This window comes from Tunicatimonas sp. (genome assembly GCF_049647865.1).
Taxonomy (GTDB): domain Bacteria; phylum Bacteroidota; class Bacteroidia; order Cytophagales; family Cyclobacteriaceae; genus Tunicatimonas.
The window spans coordinates 1-15,860 of record NZ_JBARYM010000121.1 but is presented as its reverse complement, the minus strand read 5'-3'; the positions used below and the strand labels follow the sequence as shown (position 1 = coordinate 15,860).

At 42.2% G+C, this 15,860-nt stretch carries 18 protein-coding genes; 9 read left to right on the top strand and 9 right to left on the bottom strand.

Annotated features, from left to right (window positions below):
• Window positions 1-132 precede the first annotated feature (132 nt).
• The 5 genes from WBA23_RS03945 (at window position 133) to WBA23_RS03925 (ending at window position 4,521) form a co-directional block, all read left to right on the top strand.
• Complete coding sequence (locus tag WBA23_RS03945; protein WP_424580945.1) at window positions 133-534, top strand: DUF3127 domain-containing protein; 402 nt, start codon at window positions 133-135, stop codon at window positions 532-534.
• A gap of 28 nt (window positions 535-562) precedes the next feature.
• Window positions 563-1,513, top strand: a complete 951-nt coding sequence (locus tag WBA23_RS03940) for an aminopeptidase (protein ID WP_424580944.1) — start codon at window positions 563-565, stop codon at window positions 1,511-1,513.
• A 15-nt stretch (window positions 1,514-1,528) separates the two neighbouring features.
• Entirely contained in the window at window positions 1,529-2,065 is a 537-nt protein-coding gene (hpt, locus tag WBA23_RS03935; protein ID WP_424580943.1) for a hypoxanthine phosphoribosyltransferase, read from the top strand.
• Between the two features lie 185 nt (window positions 2,066-2,250).
• Window positions 2,251-2,838, top strand: coding sequence for an adenylate kinase (locus WBA23_RS03930; RefSeq protein ID WP_424580942.1), 588 nt, complete (start codon window positions 2,251-2,253; stop codon window positions 2,836-2,838).
• Window positions 2,839-3,039: 201 nt separating this feature from the next.
• A complete protein-coding gene (locus tag WBA23_RS03925; protein WP_424580941.1) occupies window positions 3,040-4,521 on the top strand; it encodes a nicotinate phosphoribosyltransferase in 1,482 nt (493 codons plus the stop codon).
• An 82-nt stretch (window positions 4,522-4,603) separates the two neighbouring features.
• On the opposite strand, the gene WBA23_RS03920 is transcribed toward WBA23_RS03925, so the two are convergent.
• From WBA23_RS03920 to WBA23_RS03890, 7 genes are all read right to left on the bottom strand, one after another.
• Window positions 4,604-5,218, bottom strand: a complete 615-nt coding sequence (locus WBA23_RS03920) for a hypothetical protein (RefSeq protein ID WP_424580940.1) — start codon at window positions 5,216-5,218, stop codon at window positions 4,604-4,606.
• 39 nt (window positions 5,219-5,257) lie between these two features.
• On the bottom strand, window positions 5,258-5,518 hold the full coding sequence (locus tag WBA23_RS03915; protein WP_424580939.1) for a hypothetical protein: 261 nt from the start codon (window positions 5,516-5,518) through the stop codon (window positions 5,258-5,260).
• Between the two features lie 165 nt (window positions 5,519-5,683).
• On the bottom strand, window positions 5,684-6,832 hold the full coding sequence (gene dnaJ / locus WBA23_RS03910; RefSeq protein ID WP_424580937.1) for a molecular chaperone DnaJ: 1,149 nt from the start codon (window positions 6,830-6,832) through the stop codon (window positions 5,684-5,686).
• A 4-nt stretch (window positions 6,833-6,836) separates the two neighbouring features.
• A complete protein-coding gene (locus WBA23_RS03905; protein WP_424580936.1) occupies window positions 6,837-7,439 on the bottom strand; it encodes a nucleotide exchange factor GrpE in 603 nt (200 codons plus the stop codon).
• An 80-nt stretch (window positions 7,440-7,519) separates the two neighbouring features.
• Complete coding sequence (obgE, locus tag WBA23_RS03900) at window positions 7,520-8,512, bottom strand: GTPase ObgE (RefSeq protein WP_424580935.1); 993 nt, start codon at window positions 8,510-8,512, stop codon at window positions 7,520-7,522.
• 125 nt (window positions 8,513-8,637) lie between these two features.
• Window positions 8,638-10,068: a pyruvate kinase gene (gene pyk, locus WBA23_RS03895; protein ID WP_424580934.1), complete on the bottom strand. Its 1,431-nt coding sequence runs from the start codon at window positions 10,066-10,068 to the stop codon at window positions 8,638-8,640.
• Window position 10,069: 1 nt separating this feature from the next.
• Entirely contained in the window at window positions 10,070-10,492 is a 423-nt protein-coding gene (locus tag WBA23_RS03890) for an IPExxxVDY family protein (RefSeq protein ID WP_424580933.1), read from the bottom strand.
• A gap of 149 nt (window positions 10,493-10,641) precedes the next feature.
• Between WBA23_RS03890 and WBA23_RS03885 the strand changes: the two genes are divergently transcribed.
• Genes WBA23_RS03885 through nadE form a run of 4 tightly spaced genes read left to right on the top strand, consistent with a single transcriptional unit; the run spans window position 10,642 to window position 14,864 of the window.
• On the top strand, window positions 10,642-10,878 hold the full coding sequence (locus WBA23_RS03885) for an acyl carrier protein (RefSeq protein WP_302207702.1): 237 nt from the start codon (window positions 10,642-10,644) through the stop codon (window positions 10,876-10,878).
• 21 nt (window positions 10,879-10,899) lie between these two features.
• Entirely contained in the window at window positions 10,900-12,153 is a 1,254-nt protein-coding gene (fabF, locus tag WBA23_RS03880) for a beta-ketoacyl-ACP synthase II (protein WP_424580932.1), read from the top strand.
• Window positions 12,154-12,155: 2 nt separating this feature from the next.
• Window positions 12,156-12,950, top strand: a complete 795-nt coding sequence (rnc, locus tag WBA23_RS03875) for a ribonuclease III (protein WP_424580931.1) — start codon at window positions 12,156-12,158, stop codon at window positions 12,948-12,950.
• Window positions 12,951-12,989: 39 nt separating this feature from the next.
• On the top strand, window positions 12,990-14,864 hold the full coding sequence (gene nadE / locus WBA23_RS03870) for an NAD(+) synthase (RefSeq protein WP_424580930.1): 1,875 nt from the start codon (window positions 12,990-12,992) through the stop codon (window positions 14,862-14,864).
• A gap of 39 nt (window positions 14,865-14,903) precedes the next feature.
• On the opposite strand, the gene WBA23_RS03865 is transcribed toward nadE, so the two are convergent.
• Both WBA23_RS03865 and WBA23_RS03860 read right to left on the bottom strand, forming a co-directional pair.
• Window positions 14,904-15,110 (bottom strand): helix-turn-helix domain-containing protein, encoded by a 207-nt coding sequence (locus WBA23_RS03865; RefSeq protein ID WP_424580929.1) that lies wholly within the window; start codon window positions 15,108-15,110, stop codon window positions 14,904-14,906.
• Between the two features lie 3 nt (window positions 15,111-15,113).
• On the bottom strand, window positions 15,114-15,755 hold the full coding sequence (locus tag WBA23_RS03860) for a DUF2975 domain-containing protein (RefSeq protein WP_424580928.1): 642 nt from the start codon (window positions 15,753-15,755) through the stop codon (window positions 15,114-15,116).
• Window positions 15,756-15,860: the final 105 nt, after the last annotated feature.

Genomic DNA, 15,860 nt, shown 5'->3' with positions numbered 1-15,860 from the left:
AGAAAAGTACATACTACTTCTTAGTCATAGAAATTACTTTAAGTAGATCGAATATTTGCAACCGGGTTGGTTAAATCAAAATGAATCCACATTTTTGTAATCTTTTGAAAAGCACTAAACCCGAGTATACCTATGGAAATTCAAGGAAAACTTATTGATCTCTCCGAGACCACACAAGTGACAGATACCTTCCGAAAACGCGAATTTGTGGTAGAATACGCTGATAATCCGCAGTATCCTGAATTTGTGAAATTTGAATGTATTCAAGACCGTTGCGACTTATTAAATAATTTTCAAGTTGGACAAGAGCTTTCTGTAAGCTTCAATTTAAAAGGTCGAAAGTGGGTAGATCCTCAGGGAAACACTAAATACTTTAATTCATTACAAGCTTGGCGAATTCAACCAGCTTCAGCTGAAGCAGCCCCACCGCCACCACCCGCTACCGAAGCAGCGCCACCAGCTTCACCTTCATCATCTGGTAACAACAGTGATCTTCTTTCAGCATCTGACGAAGAAGATGATCTTCCATTTTAAGTCTGACTAGGGCAATTATTTTATTTGAATGAACCTATCTTCTGATCCTGACTGGAAACTCCTCGAGCAACTTTGTCAGGTACAAGCCCCTTCGGGAAATGAGGCCGCTCTCAAGGCATTTATTTTAGCTTATGTTGAGCAGAATCAGGCAAGCTGGCAGCATCAGCCTAAAATTATTCAGGGCGATGCTTTTCAAGACTGCTTAATGTTAGTGTTTGGGCAACCTCGCACTGCCGTATTTGCTCATATGGATTCGATTGGGTTCACTGTTCGCTACCAAGATCAACTAGTACCCATTGGTAGCCCTAAAGCAGAATCAGGCAGCAAATTGGTAGGTGAAGACCGGCTAGGCCCTATCTTGTGCGAACTAATAATGGAACAGGCGGATGAAAATTCTCCTAAACAGGCAAAGTATAAGTTTGGTCGGGGTATTGAACGGGGAACCGAACTGGTTTATGAATGCCACTTTCAACAATCTGATGATTATATCCACAGTTGTTATCTGGACAATCGATTGGGGGTGCTCAATGCCCTAAAACTAGCCGAAACGTTAGAAAATGGTATTTTAGTCTTTAGCTGTTGGGAAGAGCACGGAGGTGGGTCGGTACCTTATTTAGCTAACTTTATTATTGAAGAATACAGAGTTTCCCAGTGCCTAATCTCGGATGTAACCTGGGTGACCGATGGTATTCTGCACGGTGATGGAGCAGTTATTTCGCTGCGCGATCGTAATATTCCACGACGCACGTTTGTGAATCAGATTGTAGCATTAGCGGAAAAATCTAATGTTCCCTATCAGCTAGAAGTAGAAGGCGGTGGCTCCAGCGATGGCCGAGAGCTGCAAATATCTCCTTATCCATTCGATTGGTGCTTTATTGGCACTCCAGTTACTGACGCCCACACTCCTCAAGAAAAGGTTTATTGGCCCGATGCGGTTCACATGTTTGCCCTTTACCAGTATCTCATGAAAACCTTATAACTTGATAGCTCCTTCATGCAAATTAAAGATTTACACTTTGAACCTTATCTTTCGCAGCAAGCTATTCAAGAAGAGATCATTAAATTAGCCAAAGCTATTAATCGCGAACACGACGGAAATAATCCAATTTTTATTGCGGTGCTCAATGGAGCCTTCATATTTATGGCTGACTTAGCCCGGCATATTTCAATTTCCTCCGAAATTACTTTCGTAAAAGTTAAGTCGTACGAGCAGCTACAATCTACCGGAGAGCACCGAGAATTTATTGGTTTAGAAGTACCTATCGAAGGGCGGCACCTCATCATCGTAGAAGATATTGTAGACTCAGGAAATACTATTCAGTTTCTGCTAAAGCAACTCCGCGGCCAACATCCGGCCAGTATCTCGGTGGCCACTTTGTTATTCAAACCGGAAGCTCTTAAACAGCCTATTGATGTTAACTACGTAGGCTTTCGCATTCCTAATGATTTCGTAGTGGGTTATGGGTTAGATTACGATGGTTTAGGACGCAACTTACCCGATATTCACAAGCTAAAGAATGGAAACCAATAAAGCGGATTCCGGAGACCGAAGTGAAAAGGTGGAGCTTGAGACAGGGAGCAATTTTCAATTTTTAACTTTCTGAATTATCTAGTCAATCAACAGCCTAATGATACTTATCCTAGCAAAAAGTTTTCGAATCCGAACCAAGAGTCGTAAACTTGCCTTTTGTATTTGTACTGTGAACTAATATTTCTATGCTAAATATTGTACTATTTGGCCCGCCCGGTGCTGGGAAAGGCACCCAAAGCCAAAAACTAATTGAAGAATTTGGATTAACCCATATTTCTACCGGTGATCTGTTTCGTAAACACTTAGGCGAAGGAACTGAGCTAGGCAAAAAAGCGCGAGCATTTATGGATGAAGGTCGACTGGTACCCGACCAATTGGTAATTGACATGGTAGATGATAGACTAAGCGAAGAAAATAATCTACAAGGTATTATCTTCGATGGTTTTCCCCGAACCATTCCTCAGGCAAAAGCCCTAGACGATCTACTCAATAATAAGGAAACTCCTATTACCGGAATGATTGCTCTCTCAGTTCCTGATGATGAACTAATCGCCCGCCTTGTTGAACGTGGTAAGACTTCTGGCCGAGTAGATGACCAAGATAAGAATAAGATCGCAACTCGCTTGCAGGTGTATCAAACTGAAACATTACCAGTTGCTAACTACTACGAGACCCAAGAACGTTATGAACACATTGATGGTGTGGGAGATATTGATAGCATCTTCCAGCGCATCAAAGAAGCAATTAACCGACTGCAAAAAATAACAGATTGAAAAGCGAGAAACTGAAAAGGAAAACTAGAGTCCGATTGATAGAATAATAAACAGTAGCAAGGTGTACTTTTTCTATCCCGCGACGACTTCGCTTCAATTTTTCCTAACCAATAATAATCAGCAATTCCCCAATTGAGCCGTTCAACAATCAATAATTTGGTGATCAACTCACGTGCAATAACTAAGCTTGGTCTTCGGTAAATGAACCTTACTAGCAATCTGTATACTAGCTCATTAGCTTTGCTAACTGATTTTTATCAGATTACGATGGCTTACGGCTATTGGAAAACGGGTATGGCCGAGAAAACGGGTGTTTTTAATCTGTTCTTTCGGAAAAATCCATTCAACGGAGGTTTTGCGGTAAACTGTGGTTTATCCTACGTTATTGATTTGCTTCAAAGCTTTCAGTTTACGGATACTGACTTAAACTATTTGGCTACCCTAAAAGGTTCTGACGGTCACCCTATGTTCGAGTCAGATTTTTTATCATATCTCAAACAACTAAAATTCACTTGTGATATAGATGCTATTCCTGAGGGGACAGTAGTATTTCCGCACGAGCCGCTCATCCGGGTACAAGGGCCAATATTGCAATGCCAGCTTATTGAGTCACCACTTCTAAATATTATTAACTATCAGACGCTTATTGCTACTAAAGCCGCTCGAATTCACGTAGCTGCCAAAGGTGAACCTGTGTTAGAATTTGGGCTACGCCGCGCTCAAGGTATTGACGGTGCGCTGGCTGCCAGCCGGGCCGCGTATATTGGTGGTAGTACTTCTACCTCCAATGTTCTAGCGGGAAAACTTTTCGGAATTCCGGTTAGCGGAACTCACGCCCACAGTTGGATTATGGCCTTTGACAATGAACTCAGTGCCTTCAAAGCCTACGCTGAGGCGATGCCTAATAACTGTATTTTATTGGTAGATACCTACGACACCCTAGAAGGAGTAAAAAAAGCCATTGAAGTAGGAAAAATTCTAAGAAGTAAAGGAAAGCAGTTATTGGGAGTACGTATTGATTCAGGTGACTTAGCTTACTTTAGCATTGAAGCCAGAAAACTGCTAGATGAAGCGGGATTCCCCGATGCCAAGATTGTTGCCAGCAATGATCTGGATGAGAATATCATTAGCAGTTTACGTACCCAAGATGCCGAAATAGATGTGTGGGGGATTGGCACTAAACTGGTTACGGCTTACGATCAGCCCGCCTTGGGGGCAGTTTACAAATTAGCCGCGCTAAAAGAAGATGATGCGTGGCGATATAAAATTAAGCTATCTGAGCAGGCAATTAAAGTCAATAACCCGGGAATTCAGCAGGTGCGGCGATTTTTTACCCAAAAGAACAAAAAAAGGCAGCTAGTAGCTGATATGCTGTACGATATATTACAGCCGCTAGATGAAAAACATAAAATTATTGATCCACTGGATATTACCCGCCAAAAGATAATCCGCTCCAATGAAGCCGAGTTTGAAGAATTATTGGTACCAATATTTCAAGGTGGTAAGGCCGTTTACGAATCTCCGAAAATAGCAGATATTCGGGAGACTACTTTGAGTAATTTGGCTGAACTACCATCAGGAGTAAAAAGATTTGTAAATCCGCATAGCTACCCGGTAGGCTTAGAAGAGAAACTGTTTACCAAGAAGACTGATTTGATTCTAAAGCTACGGAAGTTAGCTTAACAATAGCGAGGAGCAATGGGCTTAAATATATCGTTCATTACTTTCCAACCATTATCAACTATTCATAGATCATTAGTTATTATCAGTCGGCTACGGTGAATTCCACACTTCCAATTGATACATCAATATCAAAAGAAAGGGTATTAGTGGCACTTTCTTCATAAAACTGATTGACAAATGTGTTCTTCTCAATATTCTTAAAAGAACGGGGCATTTTTACGCGACATAAGGATGATTCGCTAATTCGGATAATGATGGGAGTTTCTAGTTCAGCAAAAGAAACTGAAAGTGAACCAGCTCCAATGCTCGCTTTCACTTGGCTATCATCAGATTGATTATCCGAAAAATGCATGGTTAGTTTCCCGAATCCTATATCGGCGATTACATTCCGCGCCCGAGCCAGATTTAAGTGATCTAGCTCAAGAGTACCCAGATCTACACTTGTGTAGAAGGTATCCATAACTGCATTATTAGGCTGATGAGTGGTGTAGCCAATTCGCAGTGAGGAACTCCCAGTGTTTACTTTTAGATTTTCTACGGCTAAACCTGACAAATCTACTGTAGAGCTCTCCATACCGTAACGTAAAGATAGATCGTAGGAAACCTTCTTATTTAGATAGATATACCAAGGTTGTTTCAGCTTTTCCCCTTCCTCAGAAAAGCTACCTAGCATTCGGTCAGAAATGCTAGAATTCAAATCAGCCGAAGCACTATCATTGAAATCTAAGATGATATTCTATACCATTCCACTAGATTCGCTAGTGGAAACTGGATGGAATTGAGGTGATTGAGGGTAGCCGTAAACACTAATTGCATTCGTATTAGAAGTAGCGCGAATACGACAATCTACTGTGGTAGCATTTACTTGAAGGGCTACTTTATTTTTCCCATTTAGCTGAGTCTGAGTAACATGATAGTGTTTCTTATCCTGCGCTTTGCTTTCGTCTGTGATTAGAATTGTGGCTATAAAAAATCCTAAGAAGGCATATAATCCCATGCTGGTTTAGTACGACAGTCAACCTAAAAAGTTATAAATGTCAATCTATTTTGAAAGGAAATAATTGCCGAATAAGCTGATGACTAATTAGTTGAAAGTTGATAAGGTTGCAGTTTTCAATTTTTAACCTTTCACTTTATCCATCCTCTGATTTACGTTTTCCGTCTAAAAGAACTCCTTCATACGTTCAAAGAAACTTTTATCACCTTTTTCTGGCTGAGGCTGAAAGTTAGGCGACTCTCGCAAGTTCTCTAATGTTCTTTTTTCTTCTGAAGAAAGCGTCTTTGGGGTCCACACATTCACATGGATTAGCTGATCACCTTTTCCGTAGCCATTAAGATCTTGAATACCTTTTCCGCGGAGACGAAGAATTTTACCACTTTGTGTACCAGGGTCTATTTTAATTTTGACTTTCCCATCAATGGTAGGCACTTCTATCGAAGTACCCAAAGCAGCATCAATTAGGCTGATATGCAGATCGTATACAATGTTAGTACCATCTCGCTTCAGATGCTCGTCTTCTTTCTCTTCTATTACGATAAGTAGATCGCCAGGCACTCCACCACGCTTAGGCACATTCCCTTTACCCGACATAGACAGTTGTATACCTTCCCCTACTCCTTCAGGAATTTTTACTGGAATCACTTCTTCTTCCAGATTACGACCTTCACCCTTGCAAGTACCACAACGTTCGTCCACAATTTTTCCCTCTCCTCCGCAGTTGCCGCAAGTATTAGCTGAGACCATTTGCCCCAGCATTGTGTTCACTACTTTACGAGTCTGGCCGCTTCCGTTACAGGTAGGGCAAGTTCGTAGTGCAGTACCATTTTCGGCACCGTTACCACTACAGGTATCACAAGTAGTATATCGTTTTACTTTTATCTTCTTTTCTACCCCGTGGGCAATTTCATCTAACGATAGCTTTAGTTTAATGCGCAGGTTTGAACCCCGCCGTTGACGAGAGCTACGCCCCCCGCCGCCACCAAAGAAGCTTTCAAAGGGACTGCCGCTGCCTCCAAAAATATCACCAAATTGTGAAAAGATATCGTCCATCGACATACCTCCGCCACCAAAACCTCCGGCTCCGCCGCGCATACCATCGTGACCAAAGCGATCGTAACGTTGACGTTTTTCAGCATCGCCCAGCACCTCATAGGCTTCAGCCGCTTCTTTAAATTGGTCTTCAGCATCAGGATTATCCGGATTTTTATCCGGATGAAACTTGATGGCCGTTTTCCGGTACGCTTTTTTAATTTCCTCCGGGGAAGCATCGCGGGATACTCCCAAAATTTCGTAGTAGTCTCTTTTAGCCATATTATTACGATCCAATCACAACTTTTGCGTAACGCAACACTTTCTCACCAATAAAGTAACCGCTTTCGATAACATCGACTACCTTTCCCTTTAGTTCTTCACTAGGTGCCGGGGTTTGCACTACCGCTTCGTGGTACTCACTATCAAAATCGCTTCCTTGCTCCACCTCCATCCGCGTGAGTCCTTTCTGCTCTAGTATCTTTGCCATTTTCTGATGCACTAGCTGAATTCCCTCGTACATAGGAGCTACTGCTTCGTTTTCCTTAAAAATATCTAGTGACCGCTCAAAATCATCAATCACTGGAATCAAGGCTAACATAATATCTTCACTGGCAGTCTTAATTAAGTCGAGACGTTCCTTAGCAGTGCGCCGACGATAATTCTCAAATTCCGCGTATAGTCGCAAATACTTGTCTTTAGCCTCAGCTATAGCAATACTCGGATTTTCTTCTTCTAGCTCTTTCTCTTTTCCCTCTGCTTCATCAAATGGGTTTTTTGAGCCTTCCGCTTCGTCGGCTTCTTCGGAGATATCGTGTTCTATTTCTTCGTTAGTGGCTTTATCGTCAGTCATAACATCTTGCAAATTTTGGTTCTCTTTATCTACCATTGTTTAAAACTTTTGGTTCAAGAACACGGGGGAAACGGCAACTTTTTTGCCAACCTCTATTTTATGACAGATTGGCAGAATTAGGAGTGTAATGTTTGCCAAATTAGATCTTTTAATTCGGCAATTTGGTAGTTCTGTGCTGAGGAAATAAATAAGAAGGGTATTGTTATATTTATCTCTTCTCGAATAGCTTCTTGCAGTTCTTCGTCCAATAGGTCAGCTTTTGAGATCGCTAACAGACGCTTCTTGTCCATCATCTCTGGGTTGTATGACTCCAACTCGCTTAGTAGGGTTTGGTACTCTTGATTAATATCATCAGTATCGGCCGGAATAATGAATAGAAGAATGGAATTGCGTTCAATATGACGTAAGAAACGGGTTCCTAACCCTCGGCCTTCGGCAGCTCCTTCAATAATTCCCGGAATATCGGCTACGATGAAAGATTGAAAATCACGATACTCTACTACTCCCAAATTAGGCGTTAGCGTTGTAAAAGGATAGTCCGCAATTTCGGGCTTAGCAGCTGAAATCACCGATAGCAAAGTAGATTTTCCCGCGTTCGGAAAACCGATTAAGCCTACATCGGCCAGCACCTTTAATTCTAATATAAACCAAGCTTCTTTTTCAGGCTCACCGGGTTGAGCATAACGAGGAGATTGATTAGTAGAAGATTTAAAGTGGTCGTTCCCTAAACCGCCTCGGCCACCTTCCAGAATAATTATCTCCTGTCCATCTTCCGTAATTTCCGCCACCTTTTCTTCGGTTTCCTCAAGGCGAGCAATCGTTCCTAAGGGCACCTCCAGCACTATATCTTCTCCTTGTGCCCCACTTTTCCGCGAAGGCCCGCCCCCTTCACCATTTTTAGCCATCACGTGTTTTCGATATTTCAGGTGCAGCAGTGTCCAGAGTTGGGTATTGCCTCGCAAAATGATATGACCACCCCGACCACCATCTCCACCATCTGGTCCTCCTTTCGGCACAAATTTCTCCCGACGAAAGTGGGCTGAACCCGCCCCTCCCCGGCCCGAGCGGGCGTTAAATTTTACATAATCAATGAAGTTGGGAGAAGCCATGAGAATATGCTAGAGGTTAATTGTTGAATGGCTAAATTGCTAATTGTTATTGGTTATTGTCCATTATTAATTATCCTTCACCTTTTACTGTTGCTCATTTTCCCTTATCCATCGTCAACTTTCAATTACTTTACTACTTGAATTCTCACCATATTGGTGCGGTCTTCCCAGTGTAAGGGCATACTAGCGGTGCTAATGTAGGTGTCGTTATGGTGTATTAACCCTTTAGTCCGTAAGATTTTTTCTAGGTCGTCAAAAGTTTCGTCGGTAGAACGGGTTCCATCGTAGTAAAAGCCACGCAGTCCCCAATAGAGATTAATAATATTTAGCAGTCGGCGGTTAGACGTGAAGATGAAAATATTGGCTTTAGGACGATGGCCTGAAATTCTGAATCCGGTATACCCCGATTTTGTCATTCCTATAATAGCATTGGCATTCACCTCCATACTCAACCGGCAGGCGGTACGTACTAAATTGTCATTATTAAAAGTAGGCGAATCGGCGGGAATATGCGATAACTTATTATACACATCATCGTGCTTCTCTACGGCTAAGATAGTTCGCACCATACTCTTAACTGTTTGTATTGGGTACTTACCAGAAGCTGTTTCGGCAGAAAGCATAATGGCATCGGCCCCATCGAGTACAGCATTAGCCACATCATTGGTTTCAGCTCGAGTAGGCCGGGGGTTTTCAATCATGCTTTCCATCATTTGGGTAGCAATAATTACCGGCTTAGAGGCGGCATTGCACTTTTCTACCATCATTTTCTGCGCCATTGGTACATCTTCCATCGCAATCTCTACTCCTAAGTCGCCTCGGGCAACCATCAGTCCGTCAGTAGCCTCAATAATCTCGTCAATATTTCCCAGCGCTTCCGGCTTTTCTATTTTAGCAATCACATGGGTTTCTTTCCCTTTTTCGGCGATAATATCTTTCAAATCATAAATGTCGCTGGCATAGCGGACGAAAGAAAGGGCAATCCAATCAACATCATGTTCTAACCCGAAGAGCAGGTCTTTTTTATCTTTTTTAGTAAGTGATGGTGCTGAGATTTTGGTATTGGGCAAATTCATACCCTTCCGCGACTTTAGTGCTCCGCCATATATTACCGTTGCTTTTACTTCGTCGCCTGATGCTTCGATCACCCTAAGTTCAATTTTACCGTCATCAATTAAAATAGTATCCCCAATTTCCACATCAGTAGATAAAGAAGTGTAGGTAGTGCTCACTTTCTGTGAAGTACCTAACATTTCCTGACAAGTAACCGTTAGCGTTTGCCCGGGAATGATCTCTACTTCCCCATTTTCTACTTCGCCAATTCGAATTTTAGGACCTTGCAAATCTTGAAGAATACACACATTGGTTCCTAACTCTTCGTTTACTTCTCGAATGTATTTTATTACTTGCTGGTGCCCGGTATGATTTCCGTGCGAGAAATTAAGCCGAAAAACCCCTACTCCCGCTTTCACTAATTCAATTAGCATCTCTTTACTATTGGTTGCGGGGCCTAGGGTGGCCACAATTTTAGTTTTGTTAGAAGGTAAATGATCCATACTAAAACAATAGGTTATCTTTATTGGGGAGTAAATCTACCGAAATTTGTGAAAAGCTGTTGATATCAGGCGTTATTTTCAGGCTATGACGAAGCTGCTTAAGGCATATATGGTTACCGGGATCATCTAGTCGAAGTAAAAAATTCCACTGCATTAGCTCAGGTAATAGCTGAGTTGTTTCCGACCCTTCCGGTACTGCTTGATTTCTGAGTAACCGCCAAGTTTGTATACCCTGCTGACAGTAATAATGCGAAAATGAAGCCACTGAGTTTTCAGTAATTCTCAAAGTAATATCTGGCACTTTTATAAAGTGGCAGTAGCAACTTTGGTTTAACGCCCAGGCTAACTTATATTCTTTAGAGTCAGAACTGAGGCCAAATAAAACAAAGTCGTACTGAAAGTCGGTTTCTAAATGCGTATACACAGGCGAAATTTAGGCTCAGTTAACTGCGAAACTAGAACTAAATTTTTCAAGTTCGCACTCGGGCACAAAAAAAAGATTGAAAAACTTTCGTTTGACATTATTACATTAAATCTCTTTCTTTGCGCCGTTAACTATAAAATGCAACCAATATGTCTGAAATTGCGCAAAAAGTAAAAGGAATCATCATTGACAAGCTAGGGGTAGAAGAATCGGAGGTTACTCCCGATGCCAGCTTCACGAATGATTTAGGTGCTGATTCTTTAGATACCGTAGAATTGATTATGGAATTTGAAAAGGAATTTAATATTTCTATTCCTGACGACCAAGCCGAAAACATTGCCACTGTAGGCCAAGCCATCTCCTACCTGGAAGAGAACGTAAACTAATAGATCACTTTTCCCTTTTCTATGAAGTCTCGGAGAGTTGTTGTAACGGGGATGGGTGCACTCACTCCCATCGGTAATTCAGTAGCCCAATATTGGCAAAGATTATCGCAGGGAGTGAGTGGCTCAGCCAATATCACGCATTTTGATACTGAGAAGTTCAAAACCAAGTTTGCTTGTGAGCTGAAGAATTTTGATCCTACCGATTATTTTGATCGTAAAGAAGCTCGTAAACTTGATCCTTGCGCGCAGTACGCAATTGTGGCTGCCGATGAGGCTGTGAAAGATGCGGGGTTAATTGAAAGTCCCGCTGATCCTGACCGGGTTGGCGTTATCTGGGGCTCTGGTATTGGTGGGTTGATTACCTTCCAACAGGAGGTAATGCAGTTTGCCCAGGGAGATGGCACCCCCCGATTCAACCCGTTCTTTATACCTAAAATGATCATTGATATTACCGCAGGGCACATCTCGATCAAATACGGGTTCCGAGGTCCTAATTTCGCTACTGTTTCTGCTTGTGCTTCGGCTACGCACGCCCTAATTGATGCTTACACCTATATCAAACTAGGTAAAGCGGATGTTATTGTTTCGGGTGGTTCGGAAGCAGCGGTCTGCGAGGCGGGAGTAGGTGGATTTGGAGCTATGAAAGCACTTTCGGAACGAAATGATTCACCCGAAACGGCTTCACGCCCATTCGATAAAGAGCGAGAAGGATTTGTACTGGGCGAAGGTTCTGGCGCGTTGGTATTAGAAGAGCTAGAGCATGCTCAAGCCCGAGGAGCAAAAATTTATGCTGAAATTTTAGGTAATGGCATGACTGCCGACGCTTATCACATCACCGCTCCTCATCCCGATGGAGTGGGAGTGAAAAAGGTGATGCAAAATGCCTTAGAAGATGCTGGTGTTTCGCCGGAAACAGTAGACTATATCAATGTGCACGGCACCTCTACTCCTTTGGGAGATATCAGCGAGGTAAACGCTATTATTGATGTGTTCGGCGAACATGCTTTTAAGCTTAACATCAGCTCTACAAAATCGATGACGGGGCACTTGCTTGGAGCAGCGGGAGGCATTGAGGCAATTGCTTGTATTATGGCAATCAATAATAATTTGATTCCGCCTACGATCAATCACTTTACTGACGACGAACAGATTGATGATCGTTTGAACCTGACCTTTAACCAAGCTCAAGAACGAGAGGTAGTTACGGCAATCAGCAATACCTTTGGGTTTGGGGGGCACAATACATCTATGATCTTTCGCAAATTCGAGAAGTAAACGTGACGGGTTCCTTTGTAGGTCGTCTAATTTCTTCGCTTCGTACTCTTTCGTTAGCTATTCCACCATTAGCGACTCTTGTGGTTCCTAATGCTAGGAACCGAAAAGTCTCTCGCTGTGTCTACCAAATGGTGGGGCGATCACCGGCTAACCTTGGTTTGTACCAACTTGCTTTTAAACACGTATCCGTTGCCAAGCGTAATCGCTACGGCCTCAAAGAGTCTAACGAACGTTTAGAGTATTTAGGTGATGCAGTGCTCTCGACTGTAGTTGCCGAATATCTTTTCAAAAAATTTCCGTTCCGTGACGAAGGTTTTCTTACCGAAATTCGCGCCCGAATCGTGAATCGTGAATCGCTCAATGAAGTAGCGCGCAAAATTGGCGTTGATCAGCTAGTAGAGTACGATAGTTCGCACCGGGGAGGTTATCGCGCTCACAAATCCATCAACGGAAATACGCTAGAAGCCTTAGTAGGTGCCGTATACTTAGATCATGGATTTACCTTTTGCCGCCGGTTTATTCTCAACCGGATTCTCATACCTCATTTCGATCTTTCTAAAATTGTTAACAACAATACGAACTACAAAAGTATGATTATCGAGTGGGCTCAGAAAAATAATCATCAGGTCCACTTTGAGATTGTAGATACCCGAGGTACCAGCCATCAACGAGAGTTTATCGCGCAATTGTTTCTAGACGAAAAACCTATCTGCCAGGGAAGCGGTTATAGTAAAAAGAAAGCCGAACAACGCGCTTCTGAGAAAGCTATTCAGGAATTAGAACCTGAATTTGAGTAGGCTCTTCGTTTAAGCAACATTTATTTTATTTCTGCGCCTATGAAGCTCACTGTAGCCGGAGCTACTTTGAATCAAACACCTATCGACTGGGAAGGGAATGTATCGCATATTCTGGAAGCTATTGAAGAGGCCCGGGAGCAGCAAGTTGATATTCTATGCTTACCTGAGCTATGCGTGACTGGATACGGATGTGAAGATCTATTTTTAAGTGATTGGATCTACGAGAAGGCGCTGGAAATTCTACCTCGTATTGTGTCGGCTTGCCAAAACATTACCGTAGCCGTTAGTCTACCCATCATTCATCGGGGAAAACGCTACGATACTGCCTGTCTAATTCATAACCAGTCAATCTTGGGCTTTACGGCTAAGCAGTTTCTAGCCAATGATGGAGTCCACTACGAACCCCGTTGGTTTACTCCCTGGCCCGCTTATCAGCAGGAACAAATTGAGATTAACGGACAATTATACGATTTTGGCGATGTAACCTACGATGTACATGGCATACGAATAGGTTTTGAGATTTGCGAAGATGCCTGGCGAGAAAATCTGCGACCGGGCTGGATTCACCGAACCCGAGGCGTTAATCTTATTCTTAACCCCAGTGCCAGTCACTTTGCCTTCGGTAAAACCCGAATGCGGGAACGCCTGATAATTGGTGGGTCCGAAGACTTCAACTGCGCCTATTTGTTCGTCAACCTGCTTGGTAATGAGGCCGGACGGATGGTGTACGATGGCGAAATTCTGATTGCTCAGCAGGGTAAATTGCTCAAAAAAAACAACCGGTTGTCATTTAAGGATATTAATTTGCTTCGCTGCGAAATTGACTTCGCTGATGAGCATAAATCAGAAATGGCAGCGGTTACCGATGAATATGATAAAGAGGTTGAGTTTGCCAAAGCCGAAAGTCTAGCTCTATTCGATTATCTCCGTAAAAGCCGTTCGCGGGGTTTTGTGCTTTCGCTGAGTGGCGGAGCTGACTCATCTAGTTGCGCCGTGCTGGTTTCTGAAATGATTCGGCGTGGTGTGCGGGAGTTAGGCTTAGCCACTTTTCTAGATAAGTTAGGGATTTCATCTGCTTTGCCTGAATTAAGACAATTGGATGAACAAACAGTCTTGCGCCAGTTGGCTAAGAAGCTATTGATTACTGCCTACCAAGGCACCATTAATTCTTCAGAAAATACGCTGAAAGCAGCTCAAACCTTAGCAGATTCTATTGGAGCTACTTTTCATGAGTGGAAAATTGATGATGAGGTAGGTGGATATACTCAGAAAATTGAAGAAGCACTACGCCGGAAGCTTAGCTGGGAACAAGACGATATTGCACTACAGAATGTGCAGGCTCGAGCCCGTAATCCCGCCATCTGGATGTTAGCAAACATTCATAATGCGCTGCTACTTACTACCTCCAATCGTAGTGAGGGTGATGTGGGCTACACAACAATGGATGGTGATACTAGCGGTAGTATTGCCCCGATCGCTGGAGTGGATAAGTACTTTCTTATTCAGTGGCTGAAGTGGGCCGAAGAGAACTTGGATTATCCAGGACTACATCCGGTAAACAATCTACAGCCTACTGCCGAATTGCGTCCTTTGGAGCAGTCTCAGACCGACGAAACCGATCTGATGCCTTACGCTGTTTTGGTAGAAATTGAACGTTTGGCGATTCGTGATCGTCACGGTCCGGTGGAAGTGTATCAAATAATGAAAGCCGAGGAAATTGTTGAAAGCCAATTGCTAAAAGCGTACATCACTAAGTTTTTTCAGTTATGGTCGCGCAACCAGTGGAAGCGAGAGCGAATTGCACCCTCTTTCCATATGGATGACTTTAATGTTGACCCACGCTCGTGGTGCCGTTTTCCTATTTTGTCGGGCGGGTATCAGAAGGAGTTAGAAACCCTTGACGAGATGTCATAAATCTGAAAGCAGTGAATATTCTATTCAATCCACTAACTCTTATTGTTTTCTGTACTCCAGAATATCGCCGGGCTGGCAATCTAATACGTTGCAAATAGCATCTAAGGTAGAAAATCTAACTGCTTTTGCTTTACCTGTCTTTAGTATCGATAAATTAGCCTCAGTGATACCTAGCTTCTCCGCTAAGTCTTTAGAGCGTATTTTTCTTTGAGCCATTACCACATCAAGATTTACTACAATAGGCATCACTCAAATAGTTAGATCTTGCTCTTCTTGAATTTTTATTCCCCGCTCCATTATTTTACCGATCGTCAACAGAAGAACTCCAGCTATAAACCAGGGGGTAAAACCCATTGAATCATCTTTCAGCATCATACCTGAAAATTCGAAATTAGAGATAAACCATCGTTCTTGTAAATAAGAGTTAATATTTTCCATAAGAGGAACTAGGAAAAATAATGTTGACAGAATATAGATTCTCCAAACATTAATTCGTACAAACGGAGTACCTAATTCTACGGTTTTGATCATTCGTTTAAGTTGTTCTAATCCAAAAACTGCTAAAATTACAAATAGAATACTTAAAGAAATAATACCAGTTCTAAACGATTCGCCACCATCTTCTAAACGGATTATAGTTTCACTAACCAGTATTTTAGGCGCAATTGTTAAGTCCTTCTTAAAGGCTATTGAAATTGATTCTACCTCGTTTATAACCTTTTGATCCTCTGGCACAAAAGAAAAGCCAGAAAACTCTAGCGTAGTAAACCCTGTGCCATTATCTCCCATCCGATAAATCATAATGCCAGTTATTATAGGTATTACTATAAACGAAATCTGGAACAATATAATAATCCATTTCCAAGCGGTTAAAAGCGATATTCGTTTCATTGTTCTTCAATTATTAATTTCTGATAAACAATAATAATAAATTATTTATTAATTATTGAAAAACGATAATTTTTTTCTGAAAGTTAATCTATTTACAGAGAAAAA